At 63.5% G+C, this 20,733-nt stretch carries 18 protein-coding genes; 10 read left to right on the top strand and 8 right to left on the bottom strand.

Annotated features, from left to right (window positions below; translation table 11 throughout):
* The first annotated feature begins 29 nt into the window (after positions 1-29).
* The 6 genes from PQR54_RS01415 to PQR54_RS01390 are packed head-to-tail and all read left to right on the top strand — an operon-like array spanning position 30 to position 7,259.
* Positions 30-494 carry a chemotaxis protein CheW gene (locus PQR54_RS01415; protein WP_408243764.1) on the top strand — a complete coding sequence of 155 codons (465 nt, stop codon included), beginning with the start codon at positions 30-32 and terminating at the stop codon, positions 492-494.
* Positions 491-1,915: a CheR family methyltransferase gene (locus PQR54_RS01410; RefSeq protein WP_408243763.1), complete on the top strand. Its 1,425-nt coding sequence runs from the start codon at positions 491-493 to the stop codon at positions 1,913-1,915. The genes PQR54_RS01415 and PQR54_RS01410 overlap by 4 nt, the downstream gene beginning before the upstream one ends.
* Positions 1,908-2,588, top strand: a complete 681-nt coding sequence (locus PQR54_RS01405) for a chemotaxis protein CheW (protein WP_408243762.1) — start codon at positions 1,908-1,910, stop codon at positions 2,586-2,588. Before PQR54_RS01410 ends, PQR54_RS01405 begins: the two co-directional genes overlap by 8 nt.
* Entirely contained in the window at positions 2,585-5,077 is a 2,493-nt protein-coding gene (locus tag PQR54_RS01400) for a hybrid sensor histidine kinase/response regulator (protein WP_408243761.1), read from the top strand. Before PQR54_RS01405 ends, PQR54_RS01400 begins: the two co-directional genes overlap by 4 nt.
* Positions 5,078-5,093: 16 nt before the next feature.
* Positions 5,094-6,110: a chemotaxis response regulator protein-glutamate methylesterase gene (locus PQR54_RS01395; protein ID WP_408243760.1), complete on the top strand. Its 1,017-nt coding sequence runs from the start codon at positions 5,094-5,096 to the stop codon at positions 6,108-6,110.
* A 60-nt stretch (positions 6,111-6,170) separates the two neighbouring features.
* Entirely contained in the window at positions 6,171-7,259 is a 1,089-nt protein-coding gene (locus tag PQR54_RS01390) for a diguanylate cyclase (RefSeq protein WP_408243759.1), read from the top strand.
* Positions 7,260-7,400: 141 nt separating this feature from the next.
* Here the strand turns inward: PQR54_RS01390 and mdeB are convergent, their stop codons facing one another.
* The gene (mdeB, locus tag PQR54_RS01385; protein WP_408243758.1) at positions 7,401-10,154 is read right to left on the bottom strand and encodes an alpha-ketoglutarate dehydrogenase; all 2,754 of its coding nucleotides are present in this window, start codon (positions 10,152-10,154) and stop codon (positions 7,401-7,403) included.
* Positions 10,155-10,306: 152 nt separating this feature from the next.
* On the opposite strand from mdeB, the gene PQR54_RS01380 reads away from it, so the two are divergent.
* Positions 10,307-10,834 carry an Lrp/AsnC family transcriptional regulator gene (locus PQR54_RS01380; RefSeq protein ID WP_115781476.1) on the top strand — a complete coding sequence of 176 codons (528 nt, stop codon included), beginning with the start codon at positions 10,307-10,309 and terminating at the stop codon, positions 10,832-10,834.
* Positions 10,835-10,859: 25 nt separating this feature from the next.
* On the opposite strand, the gene PQR54_RS01375 is transcribed toward PQR54_RS01380, so the two are convergent.
* Positions 10,860-11,672: an SDR family NAD(P)-dependent oxidoreductase gene (locus PQR54_RS01375; protein WP_408243757.1), complete on the bottom strand. Its 813-nt coding sequence runs from the start codon at positions 11,670-11,672 to the stop codon at positions 10,860-10,862.
* 182 nt (positions 11,673-11,854) lie between these two features.
* Here PQR54_RS01375 and PQR54_RS01370 point away from each other — a divergent pair, with 182 nt between their 5' ends.
* Positions 11,855-12,796 (top strand): GlxA family transcriptional regulator, encoded by a 942-nt coding sequence (locus PQR54_RS01370; RefSeq protein WP_408243756.1) that lies wholly within the window; start codon positions 11,855-11,857, stop codon positions 12,794-12,796.
* A 68-nt stretch (positions 12,797-12,864) separates the two neighbouring features.
* The gene (locus PQR54_RS01365; RefSeq protein ID WP_106284957.1) at positions 12,865-13,290 is read left to right on the top strand and encodes an HIT family protein; all 426 of its coding nucleotides are present in this window, start codon (positions 12,865-12,867) and stop codon (positions 13,288-13,290) included.
* Between the two features lie 245 nt (positions 13,291-13,535).
* Here PQR54_RS01365 and PQR54_RS01360 read toward each other — a convergent pair whose 3' ends face one another.
* Positions 13,536-13,745, bottom strand: a complete 210-nt coding sequence (locus PQR54_RS01360; RefSeq protein WP_408243755.1) for a hypothetical protein — start codon at positions 13,743-13,745, stop codon at positions 13,536-13,538.
* Positions 13,746-13,843: 98 nt separating this feature from the next.
* Positions 13,844-14,140: a hypothetical protein gene (locus PQR54_RS01355; RefSeq protein ID WP_408243754.1), complete on the bottom strand. Its 297-nt coding sequence runs from the start codon at positions 14,138-14,140 to the stop codon at positions 13,844-13,846.
* A gap of 498 nt (positions 14,141-14,638) precedes the next feature.
* Here PQR54_RS01355 and sap1 point away from each other — a divergent pair, with 498 nt between their 5' ends.
* Positions 14,639-14,977 (top strand): surface attachment protein Sap1, encoded by a 339-nt coding sequence (gene sap1, locus PQR54_RS01350; RefSeq protein ID WP_012434866.1) that lies wholly within the window; start codon positions 14,639-14,641, stop codon positions 14,975-14,977.
* Positions 14,978-15,241: 264 nt separating this feature from the next.
* Here the strand turns inward: sap1 and PQR54_RS01345 are convergent, their stop codons facing one another.
* The 4 genes from PQR54_RS01345 to PQR54_RS01330 form a co-directional block, all read right to left on the bottom strand.
* Positions 15,242-16,975, bottom strand: a complete 1,734-nt coding sequence (locus PQR54_RS01345; protein WP_408243753.1) for an IlvD/Edd family dehydratase — start codon at positions 16,973-16,975, stop codon at positions 15,242-15,244.
* 38 nt (positions 16,976-17,013) lie between these two features.
* Positions 17,014-18,018 carry an L-arabinose ABC transporter permease AraH gene (gene araH, locus PQR54_RS01340; protein ID WP_106284922.1) on the bottom strand — a complete coding sequence of 335 codons (1,005 nt, stop codon included), beginning with the start codon at positions 18,016-18,018 and terminating at the stop codon, positions 17,014-17,016.
* Between the two features lie 75 nt (positions 18,019-18,093).
* Complete coding sequence (gene araG, locus PQR54_RS01335; RefSeq protein WP_408243752.1) at positions 18,094-19,641, bottom strand: L-arabinose ABC transporter ATP-binding protein AraG; 1,548 nt, start codon at positions 19,639-19,641, stop codon at positions 18,094-18,096.
* 87 nt (positions 19,642-19,728) lie between these two features.
* Entirely contained in the window at positions 19,729-20,733 is a 1,005-nt protein-coding gene (locus PQR54_RS01330; RefSeq protein ID WP_408243751.1) for an arabinose ABC transporter substrate-binding protein, read from the bottom strand.

Here is a 20,733-nt window from a genome sequence, read left to right as displayed (position 1 = left end):
ACGCCCATCCACCGCCCACGCACACGCCGATGCTCTTCATCCTCTTCACGCTCGAAAGCGAACGGTACGTGATCGACGCGACGCAGGTGGAGCGTCTGATGCCGCTCACGCCGCAGTCGCCGCCGAAGACAATCCCCGGCGCGCCGTCGTGGGTCGCGGGCGTGCTCGATCACGAAGGCGCGCCGTTGCCGCTGATCGACCTGCCGGCGCTCGCGCTCGGCCGTCCCGCCGCGCAATTGATGTCGACGCGCATCGTGCTGGTGCGCTATCCGCATGCGGGCACGACGCGCTTGCTCGCGCTGCTGCTCGAAGGCGCGACACGCACGATTCGACTGGACGTGGCGGCATTTCACAATGCCGGACTCGACATGCCGCACGCGCGCTATCTCGGCCCGGTCGCGAGCGAAGCGGGCGGCCTCGTGCAGTGGATCCGCGTCGAGCATCTGCTGCCCGACGACGTCAAAGCGCTCCTCTTTCCCGAGGCGCACGCATGAACGCGCATCACGACAATGCACCGCTCTATCGGCGCTTCGCCGAGCTGTTGCATCGGACCATCGGGCTCGATGCGGCATCGCTCGGCCATAGCGCGATCGAGCGCGCGGTCGATCAGCGCGCCGCAGCGTGGTGCGCCGATGGCCACGCCGAAGCCACGCTCAACGACTATTGGGAAGCCGCGCAACGTTCACCTTCGATGGTGCAGGCCCTGATCGAAACAGTCGTCGTGCCCGAAACCTGGTTCTATCGCGACGCCGACGCGTTTAAGGCACTCGCGCGTCTCGCGCATGAACGTCTCGCCGAGCGTGGTAACGCATTGCCGCTGCGCGTCCTGAGCCTGCCCTGTTCGACCGGCGAAGAACCGTACACGATCGCGATGACGCTGCTCGACGCAGGCTTCGACGCCACGCAGTTGCGCATCGACGCAATGGATATCAGCGACCGCTCGCTCGCCGTCGCGCAACGCGCTGTCTACGGACGCAACTCGTTTCGCGGCAATGCGTTCCCGTTTCGCGACGCGCACTTCACGCGCACCGAAGACGGCTGGCGTCTCGCACCGCGCATCGTCGAAGCGGTGCGTTTTTCGCGCGCCAATCTGATGCAACTCGATGCGTCGTCGCTCGGTGTCTATGACTTCGTGTTCTGCCGCAACGTGCTGATTTACTTCGACCGCGACGCGCAGCAAAAAGCCCTGCAGGCGCTCACAAGTGTGCTGGCCGAAAACGGCACGCTGTTCGTCGGCCCTGCGGAAACCGGGCTGCTGATGCGCTACGGCATGCAGTCCGCAAAGATACCGCTGGCCTTCGCCTTTCATCACAGCGCGCCCGGGGAAACGCAGTCGAATAACTGGCACACCGCACCGCTTGCTACAGCCGCTGCGCTCGCCATGACGCATTCGCAGGTTCCCGCGCTCTCGCCGCCGCACGTGTTTTCCGCGGAGCCTTTCGCGTGGCCCGATCCGGTTGCGCGCACGCCGTTCAGCGGTGCGACGCAGTTCGCCGCGCGTGACAACATCGCGACGCACGCGCGCAAAACGCCGACGCACGCCGCCACGCTGCCGGCACACAACCCGTTGTCGCCGCCAGTCACCGCGCCGACCAACGCCGCACGCGACACGTTGCAAACCGCGCACGCGCTGGCCGATGCCGGCCGCCTCGCGGAAGCCGCTTCAGCGATCAACGCGTATCTGGAACACCACGCCCCGCACGCCGACGCGTTTTATCTCCTCGGCGTGCTGGCCGATGCCAACGGCGATGCGAACCTTGCGCGCAGCCAGTATCGCAAGGCGCTGTACCTCGACCCTCAGCACGCTGAAGCGCTCGCGCATCTCGCGACCTTGCTCGAACTCGAGGGCGAGCGCGACGCCGCACGGCTGTTGATGCAACGCGCGTCGCGCGCGCAGGGAGCGCAACGTGGCTGATGCGCAAACGGTGAGCTTCGACGATTGCTGGAATCGCATCGGCGTGCGCGGCGATTCGTCGTGCGAGCGTCTTGTCGAGTACGTGCGTTGCCTGAATTGCCCGGTGTTCGAAACGGCCGCGGCCAAACTGCTGGAACGGCCGATTCCCCTGGTGGATCTCTCGCAGCACGACGCGCGCGCGCGGGCACAGCCGCAACGAGATGCGCAAGGCGCGAGCGAATCGTTTCTCGTCTTTCGCATCGGCGACGAATGGCTCGCGCTGCCCACGCCGATCTTTAAACGCATCGTGCAAACGCGGCCGATTCATACGTTGCCGCATCGGCAGCATCGCGCGGTACTGGGCGTGGTGAATGTACAAGGTGAATTGCTGGTGTGCCTGTCACTCGCGCACCTGCTCGGTTTCGAAACCGGTGCCGCCGCACGCGACGATCGCGCGCACCACGATCTGCCGCGTTTCCTCGTTGTCTCGCGCGCTGAGGAACACGCGGTGTTCCCGGTAGATCAGGTCGACGGCGTGCACCGGATCGCGACGGCCAGCTTTTGCGCGCCGCCCGCCACACTTTCGCATGCCGCCGCTGCCCATACGCGCGCGGTCGCGCCGTGGCGCGGCATGAGCGTCGGCCTGCTCGACGCCGACGCGCTCTTCGATACGTTGAACCGGAGTCTCGGATGACGGACGACCCACGCCGGCCGTCGCTGATCGATCTGTTCCGCGAAGAAGCGCGGACCCAGGCGCGCGTGCTCAACGACGGCCTGCTCGCACTCGACCGCGCGCCGCGCGATGCCGCCGCGCTCGAGGCCTGCATGCGCGCCGCGCATTCGTTGAAGGGCGCCGCGCGCATTGTCGGCGTGCAGGTTGGTGTCGAGCTTGCGCATGCCATGGAGGATTGCTTCGTCGCCGCGCAGGAAGGACGTGCGTTGCTCGACGCGGCCTGGATCGACGAGTTGCTGCGCGGGGTGGATATCGTCGCGCGCATCGGCAACGATGAAGACGAGTCGGCTCGCGACGCAGTCGGCACATGTGTGGCGGCATTGCAGGCGCGGATGGCGGGTGTGCCACCGCATGGCGCGCCGATGCGGCGGGACGCTACGCCGCCAGCGGCCGCGGCGGTCGCCGAACCGCCTGCCGCCGCTCCCGGTGCGAATGCGGACCCGGACCCTGACGCCGCGTTCAACGATTTAGCCCGTGCACTGCGCGCTGAAGGCACGCCGGTCATCCCGACCGCGCAGCCGGACCCCCACGCCGCATTCGACTCGCTAGCCGATGCACTGCGCGCTGAAGCCACACCGGCTAACGCTACGCCCGCGCCTACACAAGACAACCACATTGCCCTCGCAAACGCGCAGAAGCAGCACGACCCGGTCGCCGCCCCGTCCGCGTCGAACGGCACAAGCATCTCACCAACCACCGAACCCGGCCGCATGCTACGCGTACGCGCCGACAACCTCGACCGTCTGCTATCGCTATCCGGCGAATCGCTGGTCGAATCGCGCTGGCTGAAACCCTTCGCGCAATCGATGCTGCGCATCAAACGCGTGCAACGCGACAGCACTCGCGCGCTGGATCAACTGCACGAAACCCTCGCCGACCTCAAGCTCGATCCGCGCGCCCAGGCCGCGCTCGAAGAAGTGCGCCGCCTGACCGCCGAATCGCAGCATTTGCTGGCCGAGCGTCTCGCCGATCTGGAGAGCTTCGACCGCCGCTCGACTCACCTGTCGCAACAACTCTACGACGCCGCCCTGCAATGCCGTATGCGCCCATTCGGCGACGGCACCAGCGGCCTCGCACGGATGGTGCGCGACGTCGCGCGTTCGCTCGGCAAGAAAGTGCGCTGGCAACTGGTCGGCGAATCGACGCAAGTGGACCGCGACATTCTCGATCTGCTCGAAGCGCCGCTCGGCCACATGCTGCGCAATGCGCTCGACCACGGCATCGAAGCACCCGCCGTGCGCCTCGCGCGCGGCAAGCCGGAGGAAGGCACGCTCACGCTCGACGCGCGGCACACCGCCGGCGCACTGCTCATCACCGTTTCCGACGACGGCGCGGGCATCGATCTCGACGCCCTGCGCGCGTCGATCGTGCGCAAGAAACTCGCGAGCGAGGAAACGGTTGCGCGCCTATCCGAAGCCGAGCTGCTCGAATTCCTGCTTCTGCCCGGCTTCTCGCTACGCGATCAGGTGACCGAAGTCTCGGGCCGCGGCGTCGGACTCGACGCGGTGCACGACGTCGTCAAACGCGTTCGCGGCTCGGTGCGAATCACCCATGAACCCGGCCTCGGCACGCGCGTGCAATTGCAGTTGCCGCTGACGCTCTCGGTGATCCGCAGCCTGCTGATCGAAGTCGCGGGCGAGCCGTACGCGGTGCCGCTCGCGCATGTAAACCGCACGCTTCACGTGGATCGCGCGGAGATCGAATTGCTCGAAGGGCATCAGCACATCGCCTTTTCCGGGCGGCGTATCGGCGTCGTCACCGCGCATCAGATTCTCGACGCCGCGCCGCCCGCGGATGAAAGCAGCACCGTCAGCATGATCGTGATCGGCGAGGGCTCGCAAACCTACGGCGTGGTGGTCGACCGCTTTCTCGGCGAGCGCATGCTCGTGGTGCAGCCGCTCGATCCGCGCCTCGGCAAGATCCGCAACATCACTGCCGGTGCGCTGATGGAGAACGGCGATCCGGTGCTGATCGCCGACGTCGACGACTGGCTGCGCTCTGTCGAACGGCTCGTGGCGGGTGGCGATCTGAAGCACACGCAACACGGCGCCGCGCGCGCGGCTCAGCGTGCCACGCGCCGCGTGCTGGTGGTCGACGATTCGCTCACCGTGCGCGAGCTCGAACGCAAGCTGCTGGCCACGCGCGGTTACGACGTGACGATCGCCGTCGACGGCATGGACGGCTGGAACGCCGTGCGCGGCGAGCGCTTCGACCTCGTCATCACCGACATCGACATGCCGCGCATGGACGGCATCGAACTCGTCACGCTCATCAAGCGCGATCCGCAGTTGCAGTCGCTGCCGGTGATGATCGTCTCGTACAAGGATCGTGAGGAGGACCGCCGCGCCGGGCTGAACGCGGGCGCGGACTACTATCTGGCGAAAGGCAGTTTTCATGACGAAGCACTGCTCGATGCGGTGCGCGATCTGATCGGCGAAGCATACGGTTAGTCCCGGGGAGAAACGGATGAAAATCGGAATCGTCAACGACATGCCGCTCGCCGTCGAGGCGCTGCGTCGCGCGCTCGCGGCGCGCCACGACTACGAAGTGCTGTGGATCGCGCAGGACGGCCAGCAGGCGATCGATTTCTGCACCGCGCAGCGCCCGGACATCGTGCTGATGGATCTGGTGATGCCGAACGTCGACGGCATCGAGGCCACGCGCCGCATCATGGCGCGCGCGCCGTGCGCGATCCTGATCGTCACCGTCGATGTGGGCGCGAACGCGTGGCGCGTGTATGAAGCGATGGGCGCGGGCGCGCTTGATGCCGTCGATACGCCTTCGCTTAGCGGTCCCGATGCGCACAAGAGCATCGACACGCTGATCGCGAAGATCGACCGCATCGCGGCGCTCGTGAAGGAACGTAATGCGCCCGGCGCGGCGGCCGCGGCAACGCCCGCCTGCGTGACGAATCGCGACACGCCGCTGGTGGCGATCGGCGCATCGGCGGGCGGACCGGCGGCGCTTGCGACGCTGCTGGCCGGCCTGCCGAAGGATTTCGCGGCGGCTATCGTCATCGTGCAGCACGTCGATGCGGCGTTTGCCGCCGGCATGGCGGACTGGCTGAACCAGCAATCGGCGGTGCCGGTGCGAATCGCCTGTGAAGGCGACCGCCCGCAAGCGGGCATCGCGCTGCTCGCCTCCACCGACGATCATCTGCATCTGAAACTGCCCAATGTGCTCGGCTACACGCGCGTGCCGGAAGAGACGCCCTACCGGCCTTCCGTCGACGTGTTCTTTCATAGCGTGGTGGCGCGCTGGCCGGCGCGCGCGGTCGGCGTGCTGCTGACCGGCATGGGCCGCGACGGCGCGATCGGACTCAAGGCGATGCGCACCAAGGGCTATCACACGATCGCGCAGGACGAGGCAACCAGCGCCGTGTACGGTATGCCGAAAGCGGCCGCGGCACTCGACGCCGCCGCCGCGATCCTGCCGTTGCCGCGCATCGCCGCCGCGCTCGCGACAGCGGTCAACGCGCGCTAGACACGCACTCGCCGCTTATGAGCCGTTTCGATTCACTCACATTCATTCTGGCTGAACATCATGGACACTCCTAAGCCGCATCAGAACGCCGCCGCGCAGGATTTCGCGTCGGACGCGGTGGACGCCCCCAATCTCGCCATCGATGACGCTCTGGCGCGCATCCTCGGCAATCCGCCCGCGGCCGAGTGCCCGATCATGGTGTTGCTGGTCGACGATCAGGCGATCATCGCCGAGGCGATCCGCCAGGCGCTGGCCGACGAACCGAGCGTCGACTTTCACTACTGCGCGTCGCCTGAAGAAGCGCTGCGCTGCGCCGCCGAAACGCGCGCGACGGTGATCCTTCAGGACCTCGTGATGCCGGGCACCGACGGTCTCACTCTCGTGCGCCAATACCGGCAGAATCCGGCGACGCGCGATATTCCGATCATCGTGTTGTCCACCAAGGAAGAGCCGCTCGTGAAAAGCGCGGCCTTCGCCGCCGGTGCCAACGATTATCTGGTGAAGCTGCCGGACCGCATCGAGTTGATCGCGCGCATCCGCTATCACTCGCGTTCGTACCTGAACCTGATTCAACGCGACGAGGCCTACAAGGCGCTGCGTCAATCGCAACAGCAATTGCTCGCGACGAATCTGGAATTGCAGCGGCTCACGCATTCGGACGGCCTGACGGGCCTGTCGAATCGCCGCTACCTCGATCAATATCTGGCCGCCGAATGGCGTCGCGGTACACGCGACAAGACCGGCCTCGGTTTTCTGATGATCGATGTGGATAACTTCAAGGCGTACAACGATACCTACGGGCACGTTGCCGGCGACGAAGTGCTCAAGACGGTCGCGCATACCGTCGAAGCGTGCCTCGGGCGCCCGGCGGATCTCGCGGCGCGCTTCGGCGGCGAAGAGTTCGCGGTGGTGGTGCCGGGCACGTCGTCGGGCGGCTTGCGTCTGCTTGCGGAAAAGATCCGCATTGCAATCGAAGGGCTGGCGATTCCGCATTCGGGCTCCGCGGCCGGCGTCGTGACGATTAGCATCGGCGCGGCGACGCTCGTGCCCACGGCCGCCGAGCCGGTGACGAAGCTGATCGAAGCGGCTGATGTCGGCTTATATCGCGCGAAACGGGATGGGAAGAATCAGGTTGCGGTGAGTGTTTGATTGTTCGGCTTGCAGTTTTACTCACGCGGAATGAAAACGCGCCCGTTTGCAGGGCGCGTTTTTTTTGCGGCAATCGCAATAGCAGTAGCAGCAGCACTAGCGCTGGCAGCGCGTTAGGCGGTTTCTAGCGCGTGCGCTTCTTTAGCATTGCCAGGACGCGACACCGACCGGTGCATCGCCGCGATACTTGTTGCGTGCTTCGACAAACACGCTTGCATCGATTGCGCCCTCGTCCACCAGCGCCTTCAGCGCGGCGATCACAATCGACTTGCGGTCCACTTCAAAGAACTCACGCAACGCCTGACGTGTATCGCTGCGCCCGAATCCATCCGTGCCGAGCGTCACGTATCGGCGCGGCACGTACGCGCGAATCAGTTCCGGCACGGCACGTACATAGTCGGTCGCGGCAACGATCGGACCTTGCGATGCATCGAGCGCTCGCGTGACATACGGCGCCGCGCTCGCTTCGCCAAGACGCGCGAGCCGTTCCGCCGCCATGCCATCGCGCTGCAACTCGGTGAAGCTCGTCACGCTCCACACGGCGGCGTCGATCTGCCAGTCGTCTTTCAACATCTGCTGCGCCGCGATCACTTCACCGAGAATCGCGCCCGCGCCGAGCAATTGCACCTGAGCCTGCTTGCTCTGCTGATCCTGCGCTGGCACTTGCGCCGTCAGCGGATAGATGCCCTTGAGGATCCCTTCGCGCAGCGCCTGCAAGTCGCCGCCTGGCACCGAAGGCTGCGCATAGTTTTCGTTCATCACCGTGACGTAATAGAACACGTCGCGCTGCTGCTCGACCATTTCACGCATGCCCTCATCGACGATCGCGGCAACTTCGTACGCGAACGCCGGATCGTACGCGCGGCAATTCGGAATCGTCGATGCCGCCAGATGGCTCGAGCCGTCCTGGTGCTGCAGGCCCTCGCCGCCGAGCGTCGTCTTGCCCGAGGTCGCACCGATCAGGAAGCCGCGCGCACGCTGATCCGCCGCGGCCCAGATCAGGTCGCCGATGCGCTGGAAGCCGAACATCGAGTAGTAGATGTAGAACGGCAGCATCGGCAGATCGTGCACGCTGTACGACGTCGCCGCCGCGATCCATGACGACACCGCGCCCGCTTCCGAAATGCCCTCCTCCAGAATCTGGCCTTTCGTGTCTTCGCGGTAATACAACATCGAGCCGAGATCTTCAGGCTCGTACAACTGCCCGAGCGGCGAATAGATCCCGACCTGGCGGAACATGTTCGCCATGCCGAAAGTGCGCGCTTCGTCAGCGACGATCGGAACCACGCGCGGCCCGACTTCCTGATCCTTGAGCAGCGCGGTCAGCATGCGGACCAGCGCCATGGTCGTGGACATCTCGCGGCCGTTCGAGTCCAGCGAAAATTGCCCCCAGGAGGACACCGGCGGGACGGTCAGCCCCTTCGATGCAACTCTCCGCCTTCTGGGCAGATAGCCTCCGAGAGCCGCCCGGCGTGCATGCAGGTATTGCATTTCCGGGCTGTCTTCCGCGGGTTTGTAAAACTTCACCTGTTCGACGTCCTCGTCCGTGAGCGGCAGGCGGAAGCGATCGCGAAACGCCTTGAGGTCGTCGAAGCCCAGCTTCTTTTGCTGATGCGTGGTCATGCGGCCCTGGCCCGAGGTGCCCATGCCGAAGCCCTTCATCGTCTTCGCGAGAATGACCGTCGGCTGGCCGCGATGTTCGAGCGCCTTCGCGTAGGCCGCGTGCAGTTTGCGCACGTCGTGGCCGCCGCGGCGCAGGCGGTCGATGTCGTCGTCGCTCAGTTGCGCGGCGAGCGCGGCAAGCTCCGGATTCTGGCCGAAGAAGCGTTCGCGGTTGTACGCGCCGTCGTTCGCCGAAAAAGTCTGGAACTGGCCGTCGACGGTATGCGCGAACGCGCGCAGCAAGGCGCCGGTGCGGTCGCGCGAGAACAGCGCGTCCCAGTCCGAACCCCACACCACCTTGATCACGTTCCAGCCGGCGCCGATGAAGTGCGCTTCCAGTTCATCGATGATGCGGCCGTTGCTGCGCACCGGCCCGTCGAGCCGCTGCAGATTGCAGTTGATCACGAACACGAGGTTGTCGAGCCCCTCGCGCGCGGCCAGCGAGAGCGCGCCGGTCGATTCCGGCTCGTCCATTTCGCCGTCGCCGAAAAAGCCCCACACCTTGCGGCCTTCCGTTTGCACGAGGCCGCGATTGGTCAGATAGCGCATGAAGCGCGCTTGATAAATCGCGTTGATCGGGCCGATGCCCATCGATCCGGTCGGGAACTGCCAGAAGTCCGGCATCAGCCACGGATGCGGATACGAACACAAACCGGGACCGCCGATCTCGCGGCGATAGTGCCGCAAATGCTGCTCGCTTAAGAACCCTTCGAGGTAAGCCCGCGCATACACACCCGGCGACGAATGCGGCTGGAAATACACGAGGTCGCCCGTGCCCTCTTCTCCGCCCGGCGCGGCCGCGCGAAAGAAATGATTGAAGCCGACCTCGAACAGATCCGCCGCCGACGCGTAGCTCGCGATATGGCCGCCGAGTTCGCCGTAGGCCTGGTTCGCGCGCACGACCATCGCCAAAGCATTCCAGCGCAGCGCGGCGGCGAGCCGTTCCTCGAGTTCGAGATTGCCCGGATAGCGCGGCTGCTGCTCGAACGGGATCGTGTTCTGGTACGGCGTGACGTTGGTGCGCGCCGATTCGACACCAAGCGTCAACGCATGACTCGCGAGCCGGTCGAACAGAAACTGTGCGCGGTCACGACCGACATGCGCGACGACCGCATCGAGCGCTTCCAGCCATTCGGCGGTTTCCTGCGGATCCGCATCAGGCTGTTCCGCGCTTTCAACCCCTTGTGGATTGGATAACCGCCATTGCTCGCTACCGCTGGACAAATCCGTCATGGCACCACTCCCGCATCGACGCGTTCGGTTCAAGATCGAGTGAGTCAATGGTAACCATGTGCTCACAAAATGAGCGTCTCATTTGCTTGTGATCCCGTGCTGCGATAGGCTATTTATTCCTGATTTCGCTACCACAGCAGAATATTTCATCTATGACAACGCCACCCAGACGGCTGGACCGAATCGACATCGGCATCCTGAGCCAGTTACAGCAGAACGCGCGCATCACTAATGCAGACCTGGCGCGCTCGGTGAACCTGTCGCCCACGCCGTGCTTCAACCGCGTGCGGGCGCTCGAAAAGCTTGGTCTCTTCAAGCAGCAGGTCACGTTGCTGAACCCGGAGCCGCTAGGGCTGCGCATCAACGTGTTCATTCAGGTGAGTCTGGAAAAGCAGGTGGAAGACGCGCTGCAGCGTTTCGAGCAGGCGATTTCGGAGCGCCCCGAGGTGATGGAGTGCTATCTGATGACGGGCGACGCCGACTATCTGCTGCGCGTGGTGATGCCGGATATGCAGACGCTGGAGCGCTTCATCGTCGATCATCTGACGAAGATTCCGGGCATCTCCAACATCCGCTCGAGCTTCGCGCTCAAGCAGGTGCGGTACAAGACGGCGCTGCCGTTGCCGTCGTCGGGATTGACGTTGGTCGATCCCGACGACGTGTCGACTGACTGGCGCTGAAGGCGCTTTTCAGTCCGTTCAGGCGTTATGCCGCCGCGGCGCCGCGCGTGTAGCGTGCGGCCGGCAGCTTATGCGACAGGTTCGGCTGCAATTGCTGGCGTGCGTTGTTGAAGCGGTCCCAGTCGGCCGCGTCCGGCAACGACGGAATCGTCACCAGTTCGCCCTGGTCGAGGCCGACGAGCGCGGCGTCCACCATGTCTTCGGCGGTCATCACGATCTGCTGCGGCAGATGTTCGACCGCGAGACCCGCGCGGTCCCAGAACGCCGTGCTGGTGGCGCCCGGCAACACTGCCTGCAACTGGACGCCCTTGTCACCCACCTCGTGATGCAGCGACTGCGTCAGGTTGAGCACATAGGCCTTGGTGCCGCTGTAAGTGCCGTTCAACGTTTCCGGCGATAGCGCGACGATCGACGCAATATTGATCACGATGCCCTTGCCCCGCTCCACCAGGCCCGGCACGACCGCCGCCGTCAGGCGCGTGAGCGCGGTCACGTTCAGGTCGATCATTTTTTCGAGCGCATCGACGTCCGAATCGATCAGCGAGGCGGTCGCGCCTACTCCGGCGTTGTTGACCAGCATCGTGATGCCACGGTCCGCGCGCAGCCGTTCTTCGATGCGGCGTACGTCGGCTTTGACGGTCAGGTCCGCGCCGATCGTTTCGACGTGGCGGCCGGTTTCCGTCGTCAGACGATCGGCCAGACCGTTCAGCCGCTGCACGTCGCGCGCCACCAGAATCAGGTCGTAGCCGCGCCGCGCGAGGCGGTCCGCATACACCGCGCCGATACCCGACGATGCGCCCGTCACCAATGCCGTGCCCTTGCCTGTTTGCGTTGCCATTTGAATCTCTCCTTGCGGGCGTGGCGCTTCGCGCCCGTGCCCTGTCCGATAAGTGAATGGGAAAAACCGGGAAACTCCGCCGCCGCCCGGCTGTTGCGCGGCATTGCGGTGTTGACGAGGCAAGTCTAGGCGCGTAGCCTGTTGTCTCAAATGTCGTATTTACCTCGTTTTAGGACATCGCAATGAGACACGTCGGCGTGGTGGTTTTTCCCGGCTTCCAGATCCTCGATATGGTGGCGGTCTCGATCTTCGAATTGGCGAACCTGGAGGCCAGCGAGCCGGAGTACGAGGTGGAGATCATTTCCGAGCACGGCGGCATGGTGCGCAGCTCGGCGGGCGTCGAGATCGCCACCCGGCCGTTCGGCGATCCGGCGTACGACACGGTGGTGGTCACCGGCGCGATGCAGATCACGCCGTCGTCGCCGGGGTTGCTGGCGTTTCTGAACGAGGTGCGCGGCGCGGCGCGGCGCACCACGAGCATTTGCACGGGTGCGTTCGTGCTGGCCGAGGCCGGGATTCTGGACGGCCGCCACGCGACCACCCACTGGTTTCACGCCCGCGATCTGCAACAACGCTTTCCGCAGACGCATGTGGATGAAGACCGCATTTTTATCGTCGACGGTTCGGTGTGGACGTCGGCGGGCATGACCGCGTGCATCGACCTATGTCTGGCGCTGGTTGAAAACGATCTCGGCGTGGAAGTGTCGCGCGCGATCGCCAAAAAGCTCGTTGTGTACCATCGTCGCACCGGCGGCCAGTCGCAGTTCTCGGCCATGCTGGACCTGGAGCCGAAATCCGACCGCATTCAGAACGCGCTCTCGTACGCCAAAAGCCATCTGCGCGAACCGTTGACAGTCGAGCAACTCGCCGACGTCGCGCATCTCAGCCCGCGCCAGTTCAGCCGCGCGTTTCGCGACGAAACCCGCCAATCGCCGGCCAAAGCCATCGAGGCATTGCGCGTCGAGGCCGCGCGCGCCATGCTGGAAGCGGGCCGCCATTCCATGGAGGCGGTGGCCGCTGAAACGGGTTTCGTCGATACCGAACGGATGCGGCGCGCCTTTCTGCGCGCGTTCGGTCAGCCGCCGCAGGCGATCAAACGCGCAGCGCGCGTGGGCGTGCTGTAACACAGGTGATGGACAATGTCGGCAACAGCGCCTTACCCGATATGACCTTCCACGATAAGAGGAACGCGATGAACTACGACGACAGCAATCCCTTCGCAAGGATTCTGCGTGGCGAACTGCCCTGCATCAAGGTGGCCGAAACCGATGCCGCCCTCGCCTTCATGGATCTGATGCCGCAAGCCGACGGGCATTTGCTGGTGGTACCGAAGGAAGCCGCCGCGGAGATTTTCGAGTTGTCGGATGCCTCGACGGTGGCTTGCATGCGCATGACCCAGAAGCTCGCGATTGCGGTGCGCGCGGCGTTGCGGCCGGACGGCGTGTTCATCGGACAATTCAACGGCGCCGCGGCGGGACAAACGGTGCCGCATGTGCATTTCCACGTGATCCCCCGCTGGGAAGGCCAGCCGCTGAGAATGCATGCGCGCGATGTCGCCGACGCGGACACGCTCGAAGCGCTCGCCAAACGCATTCGCTCGCATTGGCGCGCCGACTGAGGCGATGCATCGCTCGGTTGCACGCGCGGTCATGCGCCGTAACATGTGTAAAGGCCGCTGAAACCAGCGGTGTGCGCCGTACGACTAGACTGGTGCTTGCCTTGGTTCTCGCAAGGCATTGAGTGTGGATCTCTTTTTAGCCTGCCCGAAATGGGCAGGCTTTTTTATTTGCACGCCTTTGGGTTGCCTCGCCGCCGCGCTCGCGGCTCGCGTTAAAAAACCCGCACACGGCGGGTTTCATTTCACTACCGATGGTACGGCGCCGGCCCGTGATGCGGTGGCGGACGACGATGATGACGGTAGTGATGCGGCGCCGGCACGCGGTGGCAACGATTCACCAGACGGCCATGCACCCACACGCGCTTACACACCATACGCGAATGCGCCTCTGCGGCGGTCGGCACGAAGACGATGGCGGTTGCAGCCAGCAGCATCAATGACATCAATTTGCGCACGAATCCTCCTGTTCAACGGGCCGCTATTTTAGGGCGGCGGGTTGATTCGTGCAGGGCGGCACGCAAGAGGGTCAGTCGACTCGCAAAGGCAGCGCGCGTCAGAGACGTTCCCGCGAGCGGCGCAGCGGATGTCGCCAGTCGATGCGGCGCGGTCTCACGTGCATCGGTCGCATCTCGTGCAGATGCCGGTGTTCTTGCCACAATTCGTCGGAGAAAAGAAAGGCGACGATGAGCAGCGGAATCACCAGAAACGCGCCTAATATCAAGTTCTCGATCACGGCAGCCTCCGATTGCAGGAGCATGATTTCATTGTAGAGCACCGCGCGTACCCATACCGTGCTGCGCACCTCGCAATCGCCGCGTTCGCGCCAGCCGCGGGCCTTGCGGATGTGCATGTTCCAGTCCGAGTTCTTCGAGGCGAATCGACGCGTCGATTGATTCCGCCGAGGCGCGTGCGGGCTGCCCTTTTTGCCGACCCTGCACGCATCGCACATCAACCTGGCACCTTTTATCTTCTGCAAGCACACCGTTATTTAGTGATTTTGCTTTAGTCGGTTGAATGACTTTGTGTGCAACGCACCAAATGCGCGGATTAATTGTAGTAAATCACTTAATTGGCGCCTCTCGTTTACGCGAATACGCGCCGCAAAGCTTTACTGGTTAAAGCGGTGTGCCCTGTTCATCTCTTAGCTATCCATGGCAGTCGCAACTATTTAAGCCGCTGCCCAACGATTAAGCACCTGCAAATAACGGTGCGACATTTCGCCGCTGTTGCGACCGCACACAAGATGTGCTTGTCGTTCTCTCGCATTCTCCTAAAGTGCAAGATGCGGGCTCAAAGTTAAAGTTAAATACATAGCTAACCTGAGTATCCACCCGCACCGGAGGAAAATATGAAAATGCGAATCGCCGTTGTTTTCGCCATTGCGGGATTGGCTGCCGCTACTGTTCAGGCGCAAGACGTCATGATCAAGCCGCAGCAAACCATCCAGTTCAAGGCCAACGCATATGGCTGCCTGTCGAAGGATAAACTCGACGCCGCCGACCAGCATGCACAAGCTGGTGAACAGCAAAAGATGCAGGAATTCTTCTCCGGATATCAATGCGTTTCTACCCCGGAAAACTCGAGCTTCCGTGTCGTCCGCGTGGTCGGTCACGACATCGAATTCGTGAATTCCGGTAATAGCGATACGCAAGGCCTTTGGGCAAACGATCGTTTCATCAAGCAATAAGCTGAACGCTATCCATTCCGGCAAAACGCCGGAATGTGATTTTGCGCGCACATATGTCTGTCCTCTGACTTGATAGGCCGGAGGTGGTGAAGCTGTGAGTTAAAAATCGGCTGGGCATGACAATGCTCGGCCGATTTTATTTGCGTGCGCTTGTTCTGCTTTTAAACGGACAGAAAAAAGCCGATGCGGATTGTCTTGATCCGCATCGGCAGTACGCCTTCTCGCAAAGCGCAGGGAACAACCGTTTAACGCACGACCAGCCGCTCAGTGTGAATCGCGCGGCACCGGAGCGCCGCTCGATCCCACCAGGAAGTCGAGATCCGCGCCCTGGTCCGCTTGCAGCACGTGCTCGACGTAGAGCTTGTAATAGCCGCGTTTTGGCGCCTCAGGCGCCTGCCATGCGGCGCGCCGGCGCGCGAGTTCCTCGTCGGTGACGTCGAGGTGCAGGCGGCGCGCTTCGACGTCCAGCTCGATCATGTCGCCGGTCTGCACGAACGCGAGCGGGCCACCCGCGGCCGCTTCCGGCGACACATGCAGCACCACCGCGCCGTACGCCGTGCCGCTCATGCGACCATCGGAAATCCGCACCATGTCCGTGATGCCTTTTTGCAGCACTTTTTTCGGCAGCGGCATATTGCCGACTTCCGCGAAGCCCGGATAACCCTTCGGCCCCGCGCCCTTGAGCACCATGATGCAATGCTCGTCGATATCGAGCGACTCGTCGTCGATCTTTGCGTGCAGTTCCTCGATGTTCTCGAACACCACCGCGCGACCGCGATGCTTGAGCAACGACGCCGTTGCCGCCGACGGCTTGATCACCGCGCCATTCGGCGCCAGATTGCCCTTGAGCACCGCGATGCCGGCCTTCGGCTTGAACGGCTCGGCGAATGTCGTGATGACCTTCTCGTCGTGATTCGGCGCGTTACGCACGTTGTCCCAGAGGGTCTTGCCGTTCACGGTCAGCGCATCGCGATGCAGCAGCCCTTGTTCGCCGAGTTGCTTCAACACCGCCGGCAAACCGCCCGCGTAGTAAAAGTCCTCCATCAGATATTCACCGGACGGCTGCAGATTCACGAGACACGGCACGTTCGACCCCAACTCCCAATCCTCCAGCGACAACTCCACGCCAATGCGCTTGGCCAGCGCAATCAGATGGACGACCGCATTGGTCGAGCCGCCGATCGCCGCATTCGTGCGAATCGCGTTTTCAAAGGCCTGGCGCGTAAGGATCTTGTCCATCGTCAGATCCTCGCGAACCATGTCGACGATGCGCCGGCCCGCGAGATGCGCGAGCACCTGGCGGCGCGCATCGACGGCGGGAATCGCCGCGTTGTGCGGCAAGCCCATGCCGAGCGATTCGACCATCGAGGCCATCGTCGACGCCGTGCCCATCGTCATGCAGTGGCCGCGCGAGCGGTTCATGCACGACTCGGCTTCGGTGAATTCTTCCTGCGTCATCGTGCCGGCGCGCACTTCCTCGGACATCTGCCAGACGCCCGTGCCGGAGCCGATGTTCTTGCCGCGAAACCGGCCATTGAGCATCGGGCCGCCGGAAACGGCCAGCGCGGGCAGATTGCAGGACGCCGCGCCCATCAGCAGCGCAGGCGTGGTCTTGTCGCAGCCGACCAGCAGAATCACGCCGTCCATCGGATTGCCGCGAATCGACTCCTCGACATCCATGGAGGCGAGGTTGCGAAACAGCATCGCGGTAGGCCGCAAATTGGTCTCGCCGAGCGACATCACCGGAAATTCGAGCGGCAAGCCGCCCGCTTCATGCACGCCTTTTTTCACGTACTCCGCCAGTTCGCGGAAGTGCGCGTTACACGGCGTCAGTTCCGACCACGTGTTGCAAATGCCGATCACCGGACGTCCGTCGAATTCGTCGTGCGGGATGCCCTGGTTTTTCATCCACGAGCGATGTAGAAAACCGTCGCGGTCCTTGAGGCCGAACCACGCCTGGCTGCGTAGCGGCTTTTTAGTCTGGTTCGAATCAGCCATGAAATCTCCTGTTGGCAAACGTGGGGGCGGGGCACGCGTCAGTGCACGCGCTTGCTGCGGCGGAACTGGTCGAACAGCACCGCGAGCAGCAGGATCCCGCCGCGAATAAGGTATTGGTAAAAGGTCGGTACGTTGAGCAGGCTCATGGCGTCCTGCACCGAGCCCATGATCAGCACGCCGACCAGCACGCCGGAAATCGTCGCGACGCCACCCGTGAGCGAGACGCCGCCGAGCACGCACGCGGAAATCACGCCGAGTTCGAGACCGACCGAGGTCTTCGGGTCGCCCAGACTCATACGCGACGCAAGCATCACGCCTGCAAAACCGGTGACGAGGCCCTGCAATACGAACACTGTGATCTTGATCCGCGTCACCGGCAAGCCCGCCAGCAACGCTGCTTCGCTATTGCCGCCGACGGCCAGCACGTTCTTGCCGAACACGGTTTTCTTCAGCAAAAAGCCGAACAGCACGAAGCCGACGATGTTGCTCCAGATCGGATACGAAATGCCGAGGAACGCGCCGCCGCCGAGGTCGAAGAAACGTTCTTCGGAGATCATCACGGCGTCGCCGTTCGAGGTGATGTAGGCGAGGCCGCGCACGACCTCCATCATGGCCAGCGTGACGATCAGCGAATTGATCTTGTAGCGAGCGACCAGCACGCCGTTGACGAGTCCAACCGCGCCACCCGCAAGCACGCCGGCGGCGACGCCGAGCATCACGCTATGCGTCGCGGTGATCAGCGTGGACGCCACCACGCCCGCGAACGCGACGATCGACGCCACCGACAAATCCACTTCGCCGAGCGCGAGAACGAACATCATCGTTACGGAGATCGAGCCGATCAGCGTGACGGAGAGCAGCAGGCCCTGGATGTTTCGCGAGCTCAAAAAATCCGGCACGGTGAACGACAAGGCCGCGAACAGAATCACGAACACCATCACGATGCCGGACTTGTTGATCAGGTCCCAGGTGCGCGCGGCGCGCGCGCTCAAGCCCGCTGAGGCGACGGCTGGGGTCGAGGAATCGGTTGAGGGTGTCTGCATGGTGTTTATTCCGTTTCTATGGCTATGCCGCGATTCGATTCGGTTGCTTCGCTGTGTTGAGGATTCAAGGCGGTGTCAGCGGGGCAGGGCGAGCTTGATGAGCGCGTCCGGCGTGGCCTGCGCCTTGGGCAGATCGCCGACGATGCGGCCTTCCTTCATCACGATCACGCGATCCGTCACGCCGATTACTTCGGCGAGATCGCTCGACACGACGATCACCGTACGGCCCGCTTCAGCGAGCCCATACAGCAGCCCATAAATCTCGCTGCGCGCGCCGACGTCGATGCCGCGCGTGGGTTCGTCCATCAGGAACACGTCGATGTCTTCGGCGAGCCATCGCGACAGAATCACCTTCTGCTGATTGCCGCCGGAGAGCGTGCCGATCGGCGTGTCGCCATTGCGCGTTTTTATCGCGAGCTTGCCGATGAACTCTTTGGCGGTCTGCGCTTCCTTGCGGCCGTTGAGCACGTTGAAGCGGCTGAAATGGCGTCGGCAGCTGATGTTGAGGTTGTCCGATACCGAGGCGATCGAAACGATGCCTTCCTGCTTGCGATCTTCCGGACATAGCGCCACGCCCGCACGCACGGCGTCACGCGGCGTGGCAAAACGCACGCGCTTGCCTTTGAGCGTGAGCTCTCCGGCATCCGGTTTAACCGCCCCATAGATGAGCTTCATCAGCTCGGAGCGTCCTGCGCCGACCAGCCCGAAGAAGCCGACGATTTCGCCTTTGCGTGCCGTGAAAGAAGCCGGCTCGCGCAGGCCGCGTCCCATCAATTCCTTGACGTCGAGTTGCACGTCGCCGAGATCGCGCGAGCGATAGCCATACACGTCGGCGATTGAACGGCCCACCATGCAACTGATCAGGCGATCGCGGTCGAGTCCTTCACCCGCTTCAAATGTATCGATGCGGCGGCCGTCGCGAAACACGGTCACGCGATCGCACAGTTCGTAGACTTCATCCATTCGATGCGTGACGTAGATGATCGCGCGGCCTTCGGCCTTCAATGCGCGAATGATCCGGAACAGTTGCGTCGTCTCACGCGAGGACAGCGAACTGGTCGGTTCGTCGAACGCGATCACGCGCGCGTCGCGCATCAGCGCCTTGCCGATTTCGATCATTTGCCGCTGGCCGATCGAGAGATTCTTCACTTGCTGCGACGGATCGATCTTTTCGCCAAGCCGTTCCAATTCGCGCACGGCACGCGCCACCAACGCTTTTTCGTCCAGTATGCCGAAGCGATTCGGCAGGGCGCCGAGCATCAGGTTTTCCGCCACCGTCAGTTCCGGCACGAGGTGCAGTTCCTGATAGATGATCGCCACGCCCGCGGCAATCGCGGCCTTCGTCGTGATGAACTGCTGTTCGACGCCATCAAGCGACAAGGTGCCCGCCGCCGGTTGATTGACGCCGGACAACACCTTGAGCAGCGTCGACTTGCCGGCGCCGTTTTCGCCCATCAAGCCGTGCACTTCACCGCGCCGCACTTCGAGCGACACCTGGTCGAGCGCGAGCACGCCGGGAAAACGCACGGTGATACCGTCGAGCCGCAGATAGGGCTCGGTGGAGGCGAGCGCGGGCGAGGGCGCCGCTTCCTCGGTATGGGGCTCGGTGTGTGAGAACGTCATCGAAAAACCTCAAGCTGGTGAGCAACCTGTGCGGACCGCTCTCGCATGAGCGAGAGACGGCCCGCAGCGTGCAAACTCGAATGCCGCTTAAATACCGAGTTCCTTGCGCACGTCCTGCCAGTTGCTACGCACCATCAGCTTGCCGGTGGTCTGCGTATCGGCGGGCGGCTGCTTGCCGTCCTTGATCCACTCGACGAGGTTCTCCGTGCTTTCTTTGCCGTGCATCGTCGAGCTCACGGCGATCGTGCCGTAGAAGCCCGTCGGTTCCTTCTTCTGGAATTCGGCGAACGCTTCGCCCGCGCCGTTGATGCCGACACCGATCACGTCCGCAGCGGGAATATGCAACTGCTCGGTCGCGCGCACGCCGCCCAGCACGCTTTCCTCGTTGAGCGCGAAGATCACCCACTTCTTGATGTTCGGATGCTGCGCGAGCACCGGCGAGGAGGCATTGAAACCGCCTTCGTCATCCGTCGTTTTTTGCGGGGCGTCGAAGATGTTTTCCTTCTTGAAGCCGCCGGCGATGAGCGATTGCGTCGCGCCGTCGGTGCGCAGTTTCGCGGTCGGCAATTCGTAGTTCGTGATGCGCAGCGCGCCGACTTCTTCCGGCTTCCAGCCCCGGCGTTTCATCTCTTCGGCGATCGCGGTGCCGACCTGATTGCCGATCTTGAACGCGGACATGCCCAGATGCGGCACGTTCGCCAGCGGCTTGCCGGTGGAGTCGACCAGTTGATCGTCGACGGTGACGAACTTCATGTTGTAGCGCTTCGCCCGTGCCTGGATCGCTGGTCCGAGACGCACGTCGGGCGCGCAGATCACGAAGCCTTTGGCGCCTTGTGCGCCGAGGTTGTCGATCGCGGCCAGCACTTTTTCACCGTCCGGCGTGCCGATGTTCACCACCGAGAAACCGTCCTTCTGGCCGAGCGCGCTCGCGGCTTTCTGTTCGTTGATGAACCATGCCTGTTCCGGCATCTTCACGAGGAAGCCGACTTTGAGCGGCGCATCCGCGTGCGCGGAAAGTTGCATGGCAAAAGGCGCGGCGAGGGCGGCGGCCGCCATCGCGGATAGCGTCAAACGGCGAAGCTTGCTGGTCAT

It is taken from the genome of Paraburkholderia phytofirmans (genome assembly GCF_046028095.1).
GTDB classification, from domain to species: domain Bacteria; phylum Pseudomonadota; class Gammaproteobacteria; order Burkholderiales; family Burkholderiaceae; genus Paraburkholderia; species Paraburkholderia phytofirmans_A.
The sequence above is the reverse complement of the archived record's forward strand: the minus strand, read 5'-3'. Positions and strand labels throughout refer to the sequence as shown.